Here is a 16694-nt window from a genome sequence, read left to right on the forward strand (position 1 = left end):
CTTACCGGGTGTGAGGGTCAACCTGGCTTTTCCATACACCTTCTCGAACTTCTGCACCCAGCCCCGCCTCATAATTAACAAGCCCACCTCCCCGGTCATCCCATGGACCTTGTCACCGCCCGCCCCGAAGGCCTCTACTGCCCCGCCGGCGATTTCTACATCGACCCCTGGCGCCCAGTGGAACGTGCGGTCATCACCCACGCCCATGGCGATCACGCCCGCACCGGCAATACGCACTACCTGGCCGCCGCCCCCGGCGAAGGTATCCTGCGCTCGCGCCTGGGACAGGACATCAACCTGCAAACCCTGGCCTACGGCGAACAGCTGAACCATCACGGCGTGACCTTGAGTTTTCACCCCGCCGGGCATGTGCTCGGCTCGGCCCAGGTGCGCCTGGAGTACCGGGGCGAGGTCTGGGTGGCCTCCGGCGACTACAAAGTCGAGCCCGACGGCACCTGCGCGCCGTTCGAGCCGGTGCGCTGCCACACCTTTATCACCGAATCCACCTTCGGCCTGCCGATCTATCGCTGGCAGCCACAGGCGCAGATCTTCGCCGGGATCAACGATTGGTGGCAGGCCAATATCGCCGCTGGCAAGGCCAGCGTGTTGTTCTGTTATTCCTTCGGCAAGGCCCAGCGCATCCTGCATGGGATCGACGCCAGCCTCGGCCCGATCCTCAGCCATGGCGCGGTCGAACCCTTGAACCGCGTCTACCGCGAAGCCGGTATCTACATCCCGCCAACGCTCTACGCCGGAGACTTTCAAAAGACCGACCCACTGCTGCGCCAAGCCCTGATTATTGCGCCGCCCTCCGCTGGCGGCAGCAGTTGGATCAAGCGTTTCGGCGATTACAGCGATGCCTTCGCCAGTGGCTGGATGCGCCTGCGCGGCACCCGGCGCCGCCGTGGGGTCGACCGCGGCTTTGTGCTGTCGGACCACGCTGATTGGCCCGGGCTGTTGTGGGCCATTGAGCAAACCGGCGCCGAGCGGGTCATGGTCACCCACGGTTCTGTGGGCGTATTGGTGCGCCACCTGCGGGAAAAAGGCCTCGACGCCCAAGGTTTTACTACCGAGTACGGCGATGACGAAGAAGAGGCTGGCGTATGAAAGCGTTCGCCGAGCTGTACGCCAACCTCGACGCCACCACCTCCAGCAATGCCAAGCTTGCCGCGTTGCAGGCCTATTTCCGCCAGGCGCCGCCGGCAGATGCGGCGTGGGCCGTGTATTTCCTCTCCGGCGGGCGGCCTCGGCAGTTGGTGCCGACGCGCCTGCTTAGGGACATGGCCACCGAGGCGTCGGGTATCGAGCCGTGGTTGTTCGAAGAAAGCTACCAATCGGTCGGCGACCTGGCAGAGACCATTTCCCTGCTCCTACCGGAATCGCCCTACACCTCAGAGGACGGCCTGGCCGTGTGGCTGGAAGAAAAACTGCTGCCCCTGCGCGGCCTCCCACCCCTGGAATTGGCCGAGCGGCTGCCGGCGCTGTGGGCACAGCTGGATCAACCGAGCCTGATGGTGTGCATCAAGTTGATTACCGGCAGCTTTCGCGTAGGCGTATCCAAACTGCTGGTGACCCGCGCCCTGGCCGCCCTGGCCGACCTCGACAGTAAACGCGTGGCGCAGCGGCTAGTGGGCTACACGGATTTATCGAACCGCCCTACGCCTGAGGGCTACCTCAAGCTGATCGCCGCCGAATCGTCCGACGAGCATGCGCAACGGGGCGGGCAGCCTTATCCGTTTTTTCTCGCTCACGGGCTGGCCCAACCGGTGGAGCAGTTCGACACCGTGCTCGGCGCTCCCGGCGACTGGCAGGTGGAATGGAAGTGGGATGGCATCCGGGCGCAGTTGGTCAAGCGCGAGGGCCGCCTGTGGATATGGTCCCGCGGCGAAGAATTGGTCACCGAACGCTTCCCCGAACTGCACAGCCTGGTCAGTGGCTTGCCCGATGGGACGGTGATCGACGGCGAAATCGTGGTGTGGAAAGACGCGGTGCAACCCTTTGCCCTGCTGCAACAGCGCATCGGACGCAAGACGTTGAGCAAGAAAGTCCTGGAAGAGGCCCCAGTGATCGTCCTGGCCTATGACCTGTTGGAGCATCAAGGCGACGACTGGCGCAGCCATCCCCAGGCCGAACGCCGAACCCAACTTGAGCAGGTGATTACGAAGTGCAACCAACCCGTGCTGCAACCCTCGCCGCTGTTGAACGGTGCAACCTGGGACGACCTGGCCGAACAACGCAAAGCCTCCCGTAGCCTTGGCGTGGAAGGCATGATGCTCAAGGATCGCCAAGGCCTGTATGGCGTGGGCCGCACCAAGGACATGGGGCTGTGGTGGAAGTGGAAGGTCGACCCGTTCAGCGTTGACGCGGTGTTGATCTACGCCCAGCGCGGCCATGGCCGGCGCGCCAGCCTCTACAGCGACTACACCTTTGCCGTGTGGGACGGCCCCCCTGGCAGCGAGCGAACGTTGGTGCCATTCGCCAAGGCCTACTCCGGCCTCACCGATGAAGAAATGCGCAAGGTCGACGCCATTGTGCGCAAGACCACCGTGGAAAAATTCGGCCCGGTCAGCAGCGTGACGCCGAGCATGGTGTTTGAGCTGGGGTTTGAAGGGATTGCCTTGTCCAAGCGGCATAAGAGCGGGATTGCTGTGCGCTTTCCGAGGATGTTGCGGTGGCGGCAGGATAAGGCGGTGGATGAGGCGGATAGCCTGGCAACCCTGCAAGACCTCCTGACCTGACACATACCCCCTGTGGGAGCCAGCTCCCACAGTTGATCTTCATATGTTCTGAAATGGTGCGCTGGATTTTCAGTGCCCAGTTTCGGGCATCTCCTACACTCGGCTTTCCTTATTCCCACCTTTTAAAACGCTTATTCGGAACTATGGTTCAGAAATTGCTACCGATGTTGCGTCTGACACCGTTCAGTAACAGTCCTAATCGCGCCACAAGCGCTTATCTTGGTTTCAAGGGATTACATAATGAAAAAAGCATTGCTGACCCTTTCTGCACTGGCTCTGTGCATGGCCGCAGGTTCCGCGTTGGCCAAGGAATACAAGGAACTGCGTTTTGGTGTCGATCCATCCTACGCACCGTTCGAATCCAAAGCCGCCGACGGCAGCCTGGTGGGCTTTGATATCGACTTGGGCAATGCGATCTGCGCCGAGCTGAAAGTGAAGTGCAAGTGGGTCGAAAGTGATTTTGACGGCATGATTCCAGGCCTCAACGCCAACAAGTTCGACGGTGTGATTTCGTCGATGACCGTGACCACAGCCCGTGAAAAGGCCATCGACTTCTCCAGCGAGCTGTTCTCCGGCCCGACGTCCCTGGTGTTCAAGAAAGGTGCAGGTTTCTCCACGCCGGAGTCCCTCAAGGGTAAATCCGTGGGCTACGAGCAAGGCACCATCCAGGAAGCTTACGCCAAGGCCGTACTGGACAAGGCCGGTGTGACCACCAAAGCCTACGCCAACCAGGACCAGGTCTACGCGGACCTGACCTCCGGGCGTCTCGACGCTTCGGTGCAAGACATGCTGCAAGCCGAACTGGGCTTTTTGAAGTCGCCCGCCGGTGCCGGTTATGAAGTGAGCGCGGCGATTGATGACCCATTGCTGCCGTCGAAAACGGCGGTCGGTATCAAAAAAGGTAACAAAGACCTCAAGGCCTTGCTGGATAAAGGTATCAAAGCGTTACACGATGATGGCACCTACGCCACCATCCAGAAGAAACACTTCGGCGACCTGAACCTGTACAGCGGTAAATAACACCCTGGCGCCCACCGGTTCGGGTGGGCGCTTTTTTATCGCCATAGGTCCTGAATTCATGTTTGAAGATCTTTTGCAAACCCTGGGGCTGGGTGCCTTCAGCTTGAAGGGGTTCGGCCCGTTGTTGCTGCAAGGGACGTGGATGACCGTGAAACTGTCGGTCGCTTCCCTGGCCGTCAGCGTCGTGCTCGGCCTGCTCGGCGCCAGCGCCAAACTGTCCAGCCTGCGCCTGCTGCGCATCCCCGCCCAGCTCTACACCACCTTGATTCGCGGCGTGCCCGACCTGGTGCTGATGCTGCTGATTTTCTACAGCCTGCAAATCTGGCTGACCGGCTTTACCGACTTTATGGAATGGGACTACATCGAGATCGACCCATTCAGCGCCGGGGTTATCACCCTGGGCTTTATCTACGGTGCCTACTTCACCGAGACCTTTCGCGGCGCGATCCTCGCCGTGCCCCGTGGCCAACTGGAGGCGGCGACCGCCTACGGCCTCAAGCGCGGGCAAAGGTTTCGCTACGTGACCTTCCCGCAGATGATGCGCTTTGCCTTGCCGGGCATCGGCAACAACTGGATGGTGATGCTCAAGGCCACGGCGCTGGTGTCGATCATCGGCCTGGCCGATCTGGTCAAGGCGGCCCAGGATGCGGGCAAGAGTACCTATCAACTGTTCTATTTCCTGGTGGTCGCCGCGTTGATCTACCTGTTGATTACCAGCGCTTCCAACTTTGTGTTGCGCAGGCTTGAGCGGCGCTACTCCGCCGGGTCCCGGGAGGCGGTGCGATGATCGAGCTCTTGCAGCAATACTGGCGCCCGTTCCTGTACAGCGACGGCCAGCACATCACCGGGTTGGCCATGACCATGTGGCTGCTCAGCGCCTCGCTGGTGATTGGCTTCCTGGTGTCGATCCCGTTGTCCATCGCCCGGGTATCGCGCAAGCGTTGGGTGCGCTGGCCGGTGCAGTTCTATACCTACCTGTTCCGTGGCACACCGCTCTATATCCAGCTGCTGATCTGCTACACCGGCATCTACAGCATCGCGGCGGTACGCGAGCAGCCGTTGCTGGATGCGTTCTTTCGCGACGCGATGAACTGCACCATCCTCGCCTTCGCCCTCAACACCTGCGCCTACACCACGGAGATTTTTGCCGGGGCGATTCGCAGCATGGCCCATGGCGAAGTCGAAGCGGCCAAGGCTTACGGCCTGAGCGGCTGGAAGCTGTATGCCTACGTAATCATGCCCTCGGCCCTACGTCGTTCGCTGCCCTACTACAGCAACGAAGTGATCCTGATGCTGCACTCGACCACGGTGGCCTTTACCGCAACCGTGCCGGATATTCTCAAGGTGGCCCGGGATGCCAACTCGGCCACCTACATGACCTTTCAATCATTCGGCATCGCTGCGCTGATCTACCTGACCGTGACCTTTGCCCTGGTCGGTCTGTTTCGGCTGGCGGAGCGCCGCTGGCTGGCCTTTCTCGGGCCGAGCCACTAAGGAGTCTTCATGCGTCATCAGGTTCATGAACTGATTGCGCCGGTGCCAGGCACGGCGCGGCAGGTTCACAGTTTCCACTTCGGCCCCGAACAGGCCGGGGGCAAGATCTATATCCAGTCGTCGCTGCATGCCGATGAGCTGCCGGGCATGTTGGTGGCCTGGCACTTGAAGGTGCGCCTGGCCGAACTGGCCGCCGCCGGGCGCCTGCGCAGTGAAATCGTGCTGGTGCCGGTGGCCAATCCGCTGGGCCTGGAACAGGTGCTGATGGATATCCCCCTGGGCCGTTACGAGCTGGAGAGCGGGCAGAATTTCAATCGCCTGTTTATCGACCTCAGTGAAGCGGTGGGTAACCAGGTCGAGGAATTGCTCGGCGATGACCCGCAGCACAATGCGCGGCTGATCCGTGCGGCACTGTCCGCTGCCCTGGCGGAGCAAACCGCGCAGACGCAATTGCAGTCCCTGCGCCTGGTGCTGCAACGCCTGGCGTGCGATGCCGATATGGTGCTGGACCTGCATTGCGACTTCGAAGCCGTGGCGCACCTGTACACCACGCCCGACGCTTGGCCGCAGGTAGAGCCGCTGGCGCGCTACATCGGCTCGGAAGCCAACTTGCTCGCCACCGATTCGGGTGGGCAATCCTTCGATGAATGTTTCACCCTGGTCTGGTGGCAGTTGCAGCAACGCTTCGGCGAGCGCTTTCCGATCCCCTTGGGCAGTTTTTCGGTGACCGTCGAACTGCGCGGCCAGGGCGATGTGAACCACGGCCTGGCCAGCCTCGATTGCCAGGCGATCATCGATTATCTGATCCACTTCGGCGCCATCGCCGGCGAGGTTGCGCCGCTGCCCGACTTGCCCTACCCAGCCACGCCGCTGGCCGGCGTCGAGCCCGTCGCCACGCCCGTCGGCGGCCTGCTGGTGTTCCGCGCCCTGCCCGGCGAATACCTGGAAGCCGGGCAACTGGTCGCCGAAATCATCGACCCCATCACCGACCGCGTAACGCCCGTGCACTGCCAGAAGGCCGGCCTGCTTTACGCCCGTTCGCTACGCCGCATGGCCACTGCCGGGATGGTCATTGGCCATGTCGCAGGCACCGAGGCCTACCGTAGCGGCTATCTACTTTCGCCTTGAGGATGCACGCCCCATGTACAAATTGACCGTTGAAGGCCTGCATAAACGCTATGGCGACAATGAGGTGCTCAAAGGTGTCTCGCTCAAGGCCAAGACCGGTGACGTCATCAGCCTGATCGGCGCCAGCGGCTCGGGCAAGAGCACCTTCTTGCGCTGCATCAACTTCCTGGAAACCCCCAATGACGGCGCCATGACCCTGGACGGCCAGCCGATCCGCATGGTCAGCGACCGCGACGGCATGCGCGTGGCCGACGATGCCGAGTTGCAGCGCCTGCGCACGCGGCTGGCCATGGTGTTCCAGCACTTCAACCTGTGGAGCCACATGAGCGTGCTCGAAAACATCACCATGGCCCCGCGCCGGGTGCTGGGTTGCAGCAAGAAGGACGCCGAGGAGCGCGCCCGGCATTACCTGGAAAAAGTCGGCCTGCCCGCGCGTGTGGCCGATCAATACCCGGCGTTTCTGTCCGGTGGCCAGCAGCAACGGGTGGCCATCGCCCGCGCCCTGGCGATGGAGCCGGAGGTGATGCTGTTTGACGAACCGACCTCGGCCCTTGACCCGGAGCTGGTGGGCGAAGTGTTGAAAGTGATTCAGGGCCTGGCCGAAGAAGGCCGCACCATGATTATGGTGACCCACGAGATGAGCTTTGCGCGCAAGGTGTCGAGCCAGGTGCTGTTCCTGCACCAGGGCCTGGTGGAAGAGCAAGGCGCGCCGGAGGATGTATTGGGGCAGCCGAAAAGTGAACGTTTGCGGCAGTTCCTCAGCGGCAACCTCAAGTAAACCTGATGCACGCCCGGAACGTATGCCGCGTGCGCCGTGTGTCGAACTGCCAGCCCGTATGCGCGCAGGCGCGGGCGACTATCTCCAGGCCGAACCCATAGCCCTGTGACAGGCACTGCTCGTCACGGTTATTGAGGATGACCAAACGCTGCTCGGTGAGGATGACCCGGACTTTCCCGGCGCCATGCTGGGCCGCGTTGCCGAGCAGGTTCTGCACCACGCTGCGGGCAATTGCCTCGCTGGCCGCCAGGGTGAACGGCGCGGCGCCGGTAAATGTCGGGGCGCCTGCGGCAAACGGATAGAGCCATGGGTACTTTTCGATCTGCTCGATGACGATCGCCGCCAGGTCAATCGCCTCGGGCGCCAATTGACGTGGCGCGCGGGCCAGGCTCAGAAACAGCTCAATCGTCATTTTCATCCCGGCCAGCGCCCCTTCCATACGCTGCAGGCTGCGCGCTCTTTTGTCCGCCCCACACCCCGGCAGGCGCAGGATCGCCAGGCTGTTGTTGAGGATACTCAGGGGGGTGCGCAACTCATGACTGACGTGCCGGGTAAACGCTTGCTCGCGCAGCAACGCAGCGTTTTGCTGGGCCACCAGTGACGACAGTGTGCGGCTCAATGTGCCGATTTCGTCCTGGCGCTCAACCCCGCTGAAACAGGGCGGCCCGGCGGGTGCACCAGCCACCTGCGCCGCCAACTGGCTGACCGGCCGGGCAATGGCCCGGGCAATCGCGATGGCGAGGATCGCGCCCAGGATCAGGATCAAGCCGGCCACCGCGCACAACAGCCCGAAGACCTGCCCACGATAACCTTCGGTTTGGCTGAGGCTGGACTCATCCATGACCAGCACTAGCAATGCCGCTTCGCCGGCCACCTCACTGACCAGCACATGAATATCCTCTTTCTCGATCTCATGGTGGCCAACGGGCAGGTGTCCGACCGTCGCGGGCAGGTTGGCGTCCGTTGACCAGTAGCCTTGAAGGTAGATCGTGTTGGGCATCGCGGCGGCGCGGCCCGATTGGGCGTACTTGCCCTGGAACGCCTGCGCCTCCAGGTTCAGGTAGCTGGAGACAATGTAGTCCTCGGTGAGGATCACGGCAGCCCAGATCAGCAGGCTGTAAAACAAGGTAATCAGCGCCATGAACGGCAGCAGCGCGTAGAGAATGCGCGCGAAAAACGAGTCAGTAGGGAATAGCAAGGCGATACCCTTTGCCGTGGACGGTGCGGATCAGATCGTTGCCATGGGGCTTGCCCAGGGCTTGCCGGAGTCGGTAGATGTAGGTGCGCAGTGCGTCGCTCTCGGGCGGATCGCCTTCGGGCCACAGCGCCGCCTCGAGCCTGCGCCGGCTGACGGGCTGCGGTGCCGCATCGGCGAGCAGGCTCAGCAGGCAGAACTGGAGCGTTGGCAGCACAGTGACGGTGCCGTGGTGGCTCAAGGATTGCACTGTCGAATCAAGCACCAGGTCCCCCAGCTGCCTGGGGCTGTGCGGCTGACGCGGGACACCCCGGCGCATCAGCGCACGAATGCGCCATAGCAACTCCTGGGGCTCGAACGGTTTTACCAGGTAGTCGTCGCCGCCGACGGCATAGCCCTCTTCCTTGTCGGGCAACGCGTCACGGGCGGTCAAAAAGATAAGCGGGGTCTGAACCTGCTCGCTGCGTAATTGGCGGCAGGTGTCAAACCCGCTCAGGCGGGGCATGGCGACGTCCATCACAATCAGGTCGTATTCATGCTTGCGAACACGTTCCAGGCAACTTCGACCGTCGCGAGCGAAGTCGACGTCGTAACCAAATTCGGCCAGATAATCCCCCAGCGAACCTGCCAATACATGATCGTCTTCCACCAGTAATATATCCATCAGAGCCAACTCCAAATTCATACACGCAGTAAAGATTATTCCTTCAGTAACTAACTAACCCCCTACAACAATCGCTCGCCATATTTACGTAACGTGACATTTGATTCACATTCGACCTTATACATTCCCGGCATGCCAAACACACTTGAATTATTAACTCGCTACTTGGGAGCCGGTTGCATCGCCACATTCGTCCACCTGGTGATATTCACCTGCTTGCTGGCGTGGTGCGGCCCGGTCATTTCAACACTCTGCGCCAGCATCAGCGGGGCCGGGACCGCCTATTGCCTCGCCAGGCATTGGGTATTTGCCGGGCGCCAGTGCAGTGGCGTGCGGTTCGCCGTCACTGCGGCCAGCCAAGTGGCCGCGAACACGCTCATCGTCGGGTTACTGACCCACTGGGGCGTACAACCGCATCTCGCACAACTAACGGCACTCACCGCCGTGACCGTGCTGGGGTTTACGATCAATCATCTTTGGGTATTCAAACATGACATCAAGCGCGCACACTCCCAGTGATTCCCCACCGCCGATAGAACTTACCCTGCTGATTCCCTGCTTTAACGAACAATGCGTACTGGCGCAATTTCACGCGCGCCTCATGGCTATCGTTGAACAATTAAAAATCACTACCGAAGTGCTTTACATCAATGACGGAAGTCAAGATGAAACAGCCGCAATAATCGATCAATATTCCCTCGATGGCCGAACCAGAAGCCTGCATTTGAACCGTAACTTCGGCAAAGAGGCCGCCATGCGCGCAGGGATCAACGAAGCGCGGGGCCGTGCAGTCATCATCCTCGATTGCGACCTGCAGGACCCACCCGAGTTGATCCCGTTGATGGTGCAGGAATGGCACAAGGGCTTTGAAATCGTCAACATGCAGCGCCGCTCACGGCATTGCGACCCCTGGCTCAAACGCACGACGGCCAGGCTCTACTACGCCGTCATGGACCAGTTGATCGATGACTTCGATGTGCCCAGGGAAGTCAGCGATTTCCGCCTGATCGGCCCCAATGCGCTGGCCGCCATTCGCGCCATGGACGACAACGCCGGCGTCCTGAAAATACTGGTCAGTTGGCTCGGCTACCCCACCACCGAAGTGAACTACGACCGAAAGCCGCGCCAGGCGGGCACGTCCAAATGGTCGTCGCGCTCGTTACTGAACCTGGGAGCGGACTCGATTCTTGCGTTCTCTACCCGCCCCTTGCGGATGTACAGCTATTTGAGCGGGATCAGCTTTCTGCTCGGCTCGTTGTGGATCGCAGGCGTGGCGACGTTTGGCGAACTGACCCCTCAGCATCTGCTGCTGCAGGCAATCCTGCTGCTGTGCCTGGGCACCGCCGTGGTGGGTGAGTACGTCGGCCGGGTACTGATGGTGGTCAGCCCCAGGCCAAAATCCCTGTGCAAGCGCGAACAACCTTGAACTCATTTATCCACTTGTGAGGCTAACGGTATGAACCCTTCCGTTTCCATTCGTTTGCTCTGGGCAATCCTGCTGGGCGTACTGCTTGTGCGCCTGGGGACGCTCGGGCTGTATCCACTCATGGACACATCGGAAGCGCGCTACGCGGAAATTGCCCGCAAGATGCTCGCCTCCAACGACTGGATCACGCCAATGTTCGATCACGGCGTACCGTTCTGGGGCAAACCGCCACTGTCGTTCTGGGCGCAGGCGCTGAGCATGAAAGTGCTCGGCATCGGCGAGTTTGCCAGCCGCTTTTCCAGCTGGCTGCTGCACGCCGCCAGTTGCCTGTTGATCGTGCGCTTCGCCAGCCAGGAGCGAAGCCTGCAGGTCGGATTGACGGCCGCGATCATCTATTCGACGTGCACCCTCGGGTTCCTCTCCAGCGGCGCCGTGTTGACCGACGGCGCCTTGGCGTTCGCCTTGCTGCTCGCGCATTTGGGCCTGTGGCGCGGGTTGATGCACGGTGATCGCGAATGGGCCCTGGCCGGCTTTTTCGGGCTGGGCCTGGGCCTGCTCGCCAAAGGCCCGCTGACCCTGGTGCTGATAGCGCTGCCAGCCGCCATATGGCTGGCGGTCACCGCCCACTGGCGCCGCCTGCTGGGCCTGCCCTGGCTGTCCGGCAGCCTATTGACGCTCGCCGTCGCCCTGCCCTGGTATTGGCTGGCAGAACAGAAAACCCCCGGGTTCCTGGAATACTTCATCGTCGGCGAGCATTTCAGCCGCTATGTCATCAGCCAATGGCAGGGCGATCTATATGGCAGCGCCCATGCCCAGCCGCTGGGAATGATCTGGCTGCACCTGTTGGCCGGGCTCATGCCTTGGGCGCTTTTTTTGCCGCTGCTGGTGAAGCTGCGCGGGCACCTTGGCGGGCAACCCGAATACTTCATCTTTGTGCTGGCATGGGCGGCCTCGGCGCCGTTGTTTTTCACCATGTCCACCAACATTCTCTGGACCTATGTGCTGCCCGCGCTGCCGGCCTGGGCGGTATTGCTCGCCGACGTGATCTGCCGGCACATGCGCGCAGCCGTTATCGTTGCCGTGGCGTTGGCATTGCCGGTGACAGGCAGCGCGTTGATCCTCAGCGGCAAGGCAGCCGACCGCCCGCAGAACCAGGTGGCCATCGTGGCGCTTTGGAAAGAGCAACAGGCCGCAGCCCCGGGTGACTTGATCTACCTGGGCTCGCGCTCATACTCGGCCGAGTTTTATAGCGCTGGCTGGGCGCGTCACCGCAAGAACCTGCAGCAACTGCCCAAGGCCGAGAACTTCTATCTGGTGCAACGCCTGGACAAGCCGCAGCCATTGCCACCGGCCTGCCGCACCGTCGGCCAGGCCAACGGCTCGCAACTGCACTACTGCGCCGTGGCGCTTTAGTTAAACCTTTGGTGCCGCGGGTGGGTCTGTGGAATAAGCCCCTCAGAGCGTCAGCCGTCGCATGGCCCCTCACTTCGACTTCGCCAGCCAATGGTTTGCCGCCCAAGGCTGGAAGCCGTTCGCATTCCAGAAAGACGTATGGCGCGCGGTCAAGCAAGGCCGTTCGGGCTTGCTGCACGCCAGCACGGGGGCCGGTAAAACCTACGCCCTGTGGTTTGCCGCGCTGAACCGCTTCGCCATCACCCGCCCACCCGTGACGGGCAAACGCAAACCGCCTGCCGAACCCCTGACCGTACTGTGGATCACCCCCATGCGCGCCTTGGCCGCCGACACCGCGCGGGCGCTTGAGGCGCCGCTGGCAGCCTTGCAGATTCCCTGGAGCGTTGGCCTGCGCACCGGCGATACAAGCAGCAGCGAACGCGCCCGGCAAACCCGACGCCAACCCAGCGCGCTGGTGACCACCCCGGAAAGCCTGACGCTGATGCTGGCGCGGGCCGACAGCGAGACAAGCCTGGGGCACCTGCGCATGGTTATCGTGGATGAATGGCACGAACTGATCGGCAATAAACGTGGCGTGCAACTGCAACTGGCGTTGGCAAGGTTGCGGCGCTGGCATCCCGAGTTGGTGGTGTGGGGGATTTCGGCGACGTTGGGTAATCAGGCTCACGCCTTGGAGGTGTTGGTCCCACACGGCAACGGCATCAATGTGCAGGGGCAGACCGGTAAACAACTGATTGTCGACACCTTGCTGCCCGCCGTTATCGAACGTTTTCCGTGGGCCGGACACCTGGGTTTGAAGATGCTGCCGCAGGTGGTGGCAGAGGTGGCGTCCAGCCGCAGTTGCCTGGTGTTTACCAATACCCGGGCGCAAGCGGAAATCTGGTACCAGGCCTTGCTCGAAGCGCGCCCTGATTGGGCCGGGGTGATTGCCCTGCACCACGGCTCGCTGTCCAGGGATACCCGTGACTGGGTGGAGCGTGCACTGAAGGATGGCCAGCTCAAGGCCGTGGTGTGTACCTCAAGCCTGGACCTGGGGGTGGACTTTCTGCCGGTGGAGCGGGTGCTGCAGATCGGTTCGGCCAAGGGCGTGGCCCGCCTGATGCAACGCGCCGGGCGCTCCGGCCATGCGCCCGGACGGCCGTCGCGGGTGACACTGGTGCCGACCCATAGCCTGGAACTGATGGAAGCGGCCGCTGCCCAGGACGCGATCGCCCTGCGCCGTATCGAAGCCCGCGAATCGCCCCACAAGCCTTTGGATGTACTCGTACAGCATTTGGTGAGCATGGCATTGGGCGGCGGGTTTACGCCCGATGCGCTGCTCGCTGAAGTGCGCGGCGCGTGGGCCTATCGCGACCTCAGCGAGGCTGAATGGGCCTGGGCCTTGGGGTTTGTGCGCCATGGCGGCCTGTCGCTGACGGCCTACCCGGATTACCGTCGCGTCGAGCCCGATGAACACGGCATTTGGCGCGTCCCGGATGCGCGCCTGGCACGTCGCCATCGCATGAGCGTGGGCACTATCGTCAGTGATGCCAGTATCCAGCTGAAGTTCTGGAGCAAGGGCGGCGGCGGCAAAAACCTGGGTAGCGTCGAGGAAGGCTTTATTGCCCGGCTCAAGCCGGGGGATGGTTTTCTGTTTGCCGGGCGTTTATTGGAGTTGGTACGCGTGGAAAATATGACCGCCTATGTGCGCCGCAGTACCGCGAAAAAAGCCGCCGTGCCACGCTGGAATGGCGGGCGCATGCCACTCTCCAACGAGCTGGCCCAAGCGCTGGTGGAGCGTTTTGACGCCGCCGCGCACGGGCATTTTGACGGCCCGGAGATGGCGGCGGTGCAACCGCTGCTGCACACCCAGTTGCGCTGGTCCGGTTTGCCAACGCGCAAGCACTTGCTGGCCGAGGCGCTGAAGTCGCGGGAAGGCTGGCACCTGTTTCTCTACCCGTTCGCCGGGCGCCAGGTCCACCAGGGGTTGGCGAGCCTGCTGGCGTGGCGAGTCAGCCAGTTGCAGCCGGTGACCTTCTCGATTGCCGTCAACGACTACGGGCTGGAGCTATTGAGCGCCACGCCTGTGGATTGGCCGGGTCTATTGAACGCTGCACTGTTGAGCCCGGAGCAGTTGCTGACGGATGTGGCCGCCAGCCTCAACGCCGGCGAGCTGGCCCTGCGGCGCTTTCGAGAAATCGCTCGCATTGCCGGGCTGGTGTTCGCCGGCTATCCGGGCGCGCCCAAAAGCACGCGGCAGGTGCAGGCCTCCAGCGGGTTGTTCTTCGAGGTATTCAAACAATACGACCCGCAGAACCTCCTGCTGGCCCAAGCCGGGGAAGAAGTCCTGCGCAATGAGTTGGATATTCGTCGTTTGGAAGAGACCTTGCGCCACCTCTCCACCCTGGAATTGGACCTGCACGTTATCGAACGTCCTACGCCCCTGGCTTTCCCGCTGCTGGTAGAGCGCATGCGCGAAAGCCTCAGCTCGGAAAAACTGTCGGAGCGCATTGCACGGATGGTCAAGGATCTGGACAACGTCGCGGATCATGGGAAGCGCTGATGCATTATTCATTGACGCTGGAGGGCGAGGAGCTATGGCTGCTGGCGGACAAAGCGGTGTACTGGCCCACGCGCCAATGCCTGTTGATTGCCGACGCGCACTTTGGCAAAGCGTCGGCGTATCGCAGCCTGGGGCAGCCGGTGCCGCAGGGCACCACCACCGATAATCTGCGGCGGCTGGATCGGTTGCTGTCAGCGTACCCATGCACGCACCTGATCTTCCTCGGCGACTTCCTGCACGGCCCCGGCTCTCACGCCAGCGGTACGCTGCGGGCGCTGGAGGAGTGGCGTACCAGCAACCTGGCGCTGCACATCACCCTGATTCGCGGCAATCACGACAAACGTGCAGGCGACCCGCCCCTGAGCCTGACGATCGACGTGGTAGCGGAGCCGCTGTTGATGGGCCCCTTTGCGCTACAGCATGAACCGCACGCACATCCCGATTACCACGTACTGGCGGGGCATGTGCATCCGGTCTATCGACTGCGTGGCAAGGCTCGACAAAGCCTGCGCCTGCCGTGTTTCCAGATCGGCGGGCGTATCAGCCTGCTGCCGGCGTTTGGTGCGTTCACCGGCGGGCATGAAGTAGCACAGGGCGATGGGCGCCAGATCTTTGTGATCGGCGATCAGAGGGTTTGGCCAGTCGCTTGACTGGCCAGCCGAGGGTCAGGCAACGGGCGCGGGAGGCGGCTCATCGGGAATGGTCGGCGAACCGGGCTCCTCAATGGGTTCCGGGGAGTCTGGGTCAGGTTGGTGTGGGATGCCGCCCGCGAAGGCGGGATTGGCCATCAGGGACCAGGCCAAAACACCAATCTGATTGGGTTCAAGCCGGGCAAGTTCGGCGCTGATTCGCGGGTCGATCTTCATAAGGAACTCCTCAAGCGTGGCTCGGGGCGTTGTGCACGCACCGAGGCAGTACACCCAATAGAGTGCCTGCCCGCTGACAAATTCCCTTTACGTGTAAGACCTTTCGATCAAGCGCGTGGGAGGGTGACCCCGCGCTGGCCCTGATACTTGCCCGCACGGTCTTTATAGGACACTTCACAGGCCTCGTCGGACTGCAGGAACAGCATTTGCGCCACACCTTCGTTGGCATAGATCTTTGCCGGCAAGGTGGTGGTGTTCGAGAATTCCAGGGTCACGTGACCTTCCCACTCGGGCTCAAGTGGCGTCACGTTGACGATAATGCCGCAGCGCGCGTAGGTGCTCTTACCCAGGCAGATGGTCAGCACGTCGCGGGGGATGCGGAAGAACTCCACGGTGCGCGCCAGGGCGAAGGAGTTTGGCGGGATGATGCACACGTCGCTCTTGACGTCGACGAAGCTCTTTTCGTCAAAGTTCTTCGGATCGACGATCGCCGAGTTGATGTTGGTGAACACCTTGAACTCATCGGCGCAGCGCACATCGTAGCCGTAGCTGGAAACACCGTACGAAATCACAGGGCTGTCGCCTTGGCCACGGATCTGGCGCTCAACGAAGGGTTCGATCATGCCGTGCTCTTGCGCCATGCGGCGAATCCACTTGTCCGATTTGATGCTCATGGCGGTGTCCTGAATAGCGAGGTGGAAAAATTCTGTTGGGCATCTTACCGGGGCCGGCGTTGGGGTTCAAAGGGCGTCGGGCTTTTCTTCACCACAGGCCTGCCTGCTATAAGCCGCAGCCAGCGGGGCCGGGACCCTGCTTGTGGCGACCAGTGGCGATAAATACCACCGCCAGTCACGAAAATAGAGAAACCTTCGGAAATACCATTGGCACGTTCCGGAAAAAGGGTTAAGGTGGCGCCACTGTGCTGCTTGTGTCACTGAGAATCTCTACACGATATGTTGAATTTCGATCCAACCATCTCCAAGAATTTTTCCTGCTCTTTGCACTCAGTCTCGGCCAGGGCTTTTCCTGAGTCGCAGTTAACTTTGTCCAAGGAGATACACCATGTCTAATCGCCAAACTGGTACCGTTAAGTGGTTCAACGATGAAAAAGGCTTCGGCTTCATCACTCCACAATCCGGTGACGACCTGTTCGTTCACTTCAAAGCTATCCAATCCGACGGCTTCAAAAGCCTGAAAGAAGGCCAACAGGTTTCTTTCATCGCTACCCGCGGTCAGAAAGGCATGCAAGCTGAAGAAGTTCAAGTTATCTAACTTGTACTGACTTAGTCGAAAAAACCCCGCCCTTAAAAGCGGGGTTTTTTTATGCCTGGGATTTGGTGATACCGGGCATAAAAAATGTGGGAGCCAAACCTATGTGGGAGCTGGCTTGCCTGCGATAGCAGCGCCTCGGTGTAACTGATAAACCGGTC

Annotated in this window: 17 protein-coding genes; 13 read left to right on the plus strand and 4 right to left on the minus strand. The window is 61.5% G+C overall.

The window, feature by feature from the left end; translation table 11 throughout:
- The first annotated feature begins 102 nt into the window (after positions 1–102).
- The 7 genes from NUV89_RS20490 (at position 103) to NUV89_RS20520 (ending at position 7158) form a co-directional block, all read left to right on the plus strand.
- The gene (locus tag NUV89_RS20490; protein WP_257782732.1) at positions 103–1107 is read left to right on the plus strand and encodes a ligase-associated DNA damage response exonuclease; all 1005 of its coding nucleotides are present in this window, start codon (positions 103–105) and stop codon (positions 1105–1107) included.
- Entirely contained in the window at positions 1104–2738 is a 1635-nt protein-coding gene (locus NUV89_RS20495) for an ATP-dependent DNA ligase (protein ID WP_257782733.1), read from the plus strand. The genes NUV89_RS20490 and NUV89_RS20495 overlap by 4 nt, the downstream gene beginning before the upstream one ends.
- Positions 2739–2978: 240 nt before the next feature.
- The gene (locus tag NUV89_RS20500; protein WP_124526007.1) at positions 2979–3758 is read left to right on the plus strand and encodes a transporter substrate-binding domain-containing protein; all 780 of its coding nucleotides are present in this window, start codon (positions 2979–2981) and stop codon (positions 3756–3758) included.
- 58 nt (positions 3759–3816) lie between these two features.
- Positions 3817–4545, plus strand: a complete 729-nt coding sequence (locus tag NUV89_RS20505) for an ABC transporter permease (RefSeq protein ID WP_257782734.1) — start codon at positions 3817–3819, stop codon at positions 4543–4545.
- Positions 4542–5252 carry an ABC transporter permease gene (locus tag NUV89_RS20510; protein ID WP_017739084.1) on the plus strand — a complete coding sequence of 237 codons (711 nt, stop codon included), beginning with the start codon at positions 4542–4544 and terminating at the stop codon, positions 5250–5252. Before NUV89_RS20505 ends, NUV89_RS20510 begins: the two co-directional genes overlap by 4 nt.
- A 9-nt stretch (positions 5253–5261) precedes the next feature.
- Positions 5262–6380, plus strand: a complete 1119-nt coding sequence (locus tag NUV89_RS20515) for a succinylglutamate desuccinylase/aspartoacylase family protein (protein ID WP_257782735.1) — start codon at positions 5262–5264, stop codon at positions 6378–6380.
- A gap of 13 nt (positions 6381–6393) precedes the next feature.
- Positions 6394–7158 (plus strand): ABC transporter ATP-binding protein, encoded by a 765-nt coding sequence (locus NUV89_RS20520; RefSeq protein ID WP_257782736.1) that lies wholly within the window; start codon positions 6394–6396, stop codon positions 7156–7158.
- Here NUV89_RS20520 and NUV89_RS20525 read toward each other — a convergent pair.
- Together NUV89_RS20525 and NUV89_RS20530 are read right to left on the minus strand one after the other, a co-directional pair.
- Positions 7151–8356, minus strand: coding sequence for a HAMP domain-containing sensor histidine kinase (locus NUV89_RS20525; protein ID WP_257782737.1), 1206 nt, complete (start codon positions 8354–8356; stop codon positions 7151–7153). The genes NUV89_RS20520 and NUV89_RS20525 overlap by 8 nt on opposite strands.
- On the minus strand, positions 8340–9017 hold the full coding sequence (locus NUV89_RS20530; protein ID WP_257782738.1) for a response regulator transcription factor: 678 nt from the start codon (positions 9015–9017) through the stop codon (positions 8340–8342). The genes NUV89_RS20525 and NUV89_RS20530 overlap by 17 nt, the downstream gene beginning before the upstream one ends.
- A gap of 132 nt (positions 9018–9149) precedes the next feature.
- On the opposite strand from NUV89_RS20530, the gene NUV89_RS20535 reads away from it, so the two are divergent.
- The 5 genes from NUV89_RS20535 to pdeM all read left to right on the plus strand — a co-directional run bounded on the left by NUV89_RS20535 (position 9150) and on the right by pdeM (position 15048).
- Positions 9150–9536 (plus strand): GtrA family protein, encoded by a 387-nt coding sequence (locus tag NUV89_RS20535; protein WP_257782739.1) that lies wholly within the window; start codon positions 9150–9152, stop codon positions 9534–9536.
- A complete protein-coding gene (locus NUV89_RS20540; protein ID WP_257782740.1) occupies positions 9508–10443 on the plus strand; it encodes a glycosyltransferase family 2 protein in 936 nt (311 codons plus the stop codon). The genes NUV89_RS20535 and NUV89_RS20540 overlap by 29 nt, the downstream gene beginning before the upstream one ends.
- Before the next feature lie 30 nt (positions 10444–10473).
- Positions 10474–11856, plus strand: a complete 1383-nt coding sequence (locus tag NUV89_RS20545) for a glycosyltransferase family 39 protein (protein ID WP_257782741.1) — start codon at positions 10474–10476, stop codon at positions 11854–11856.
- Between the two features lie 61 nt (positions 11857–11917).
- Entirely contained in the window at positions 11918–14398 is a 2481-nt protein-coding gene (locus tag NUV89_RS20550) for a ligase-associated DNA damage response DEXH box helicase (protein ID WP_257782742.1), read from the plus strand.
- Positions 14398–15048, plus strand: coding sequence for a ligase-associated DNA damage response endonuclease PdeM (gene pdeM / locus NUV89_RS20555; protein ID WP_257782743.1), 651 nt, complete (start codon positions 14398–14400; stop codon positions 15046–15048). Before NUV89_RS20550 ends, pdeM begins: the two co-directional genes overlap by 1 nt.
- A 15-nt stretch (positions 15049–15063) precedes the next feature.
- On the opposite strand, the gene NUV89_RS20560 is transcribed toward pdeM, so the two are convergent.
- A complete protein-coding gene (locus NUV89_RS20560; protein ID WP_257782744.1) occupies positions 15064–15264 on the minus strand; it encodes a hypothetical protein in 201 nt (66 codons plus the stop codon).
- Between the two features lie 107 nt (positions 15265–15371).
- Complete coding sequence (gene dcd, locus NUV89_RS20565; protein WP_257782745.1) at positions 15372–15938, minus strand: dCTP deaminase; 567 nt, start codon at positions 15936–15938, stop codon at positions 15372–15374.
- A 388-nt stretch (positions 15939–16326) separates the two neighbouring features.
- On the opposite strand from dcd, the gene NUV89_RS20570 reads away from it, so the two are divergent.
- Positions 16327–16536, plus strand: a complete 210-nt coding sequence (locus NUV89_RS20570; RefSeq protein ID WP_002554837.1) for a cold-shock protein — start codon at positions 16327–16329, stop codon at positions 16534–16536.
- Positions 16537–16694: the final 158 nt, after the last annotated feature.

Origin of the sequence: Pseudomonas sp. 18.1.10 (genome assembly GCF_024655625.1) — a bacterium.
In the GTDB taxonomy this organism is placed as follows: Bacteria; Pseudomonadota; Gammaproteobacteria; order Pseudomonadales; family Pseudomonadaceae; genus Aquipseudomonas.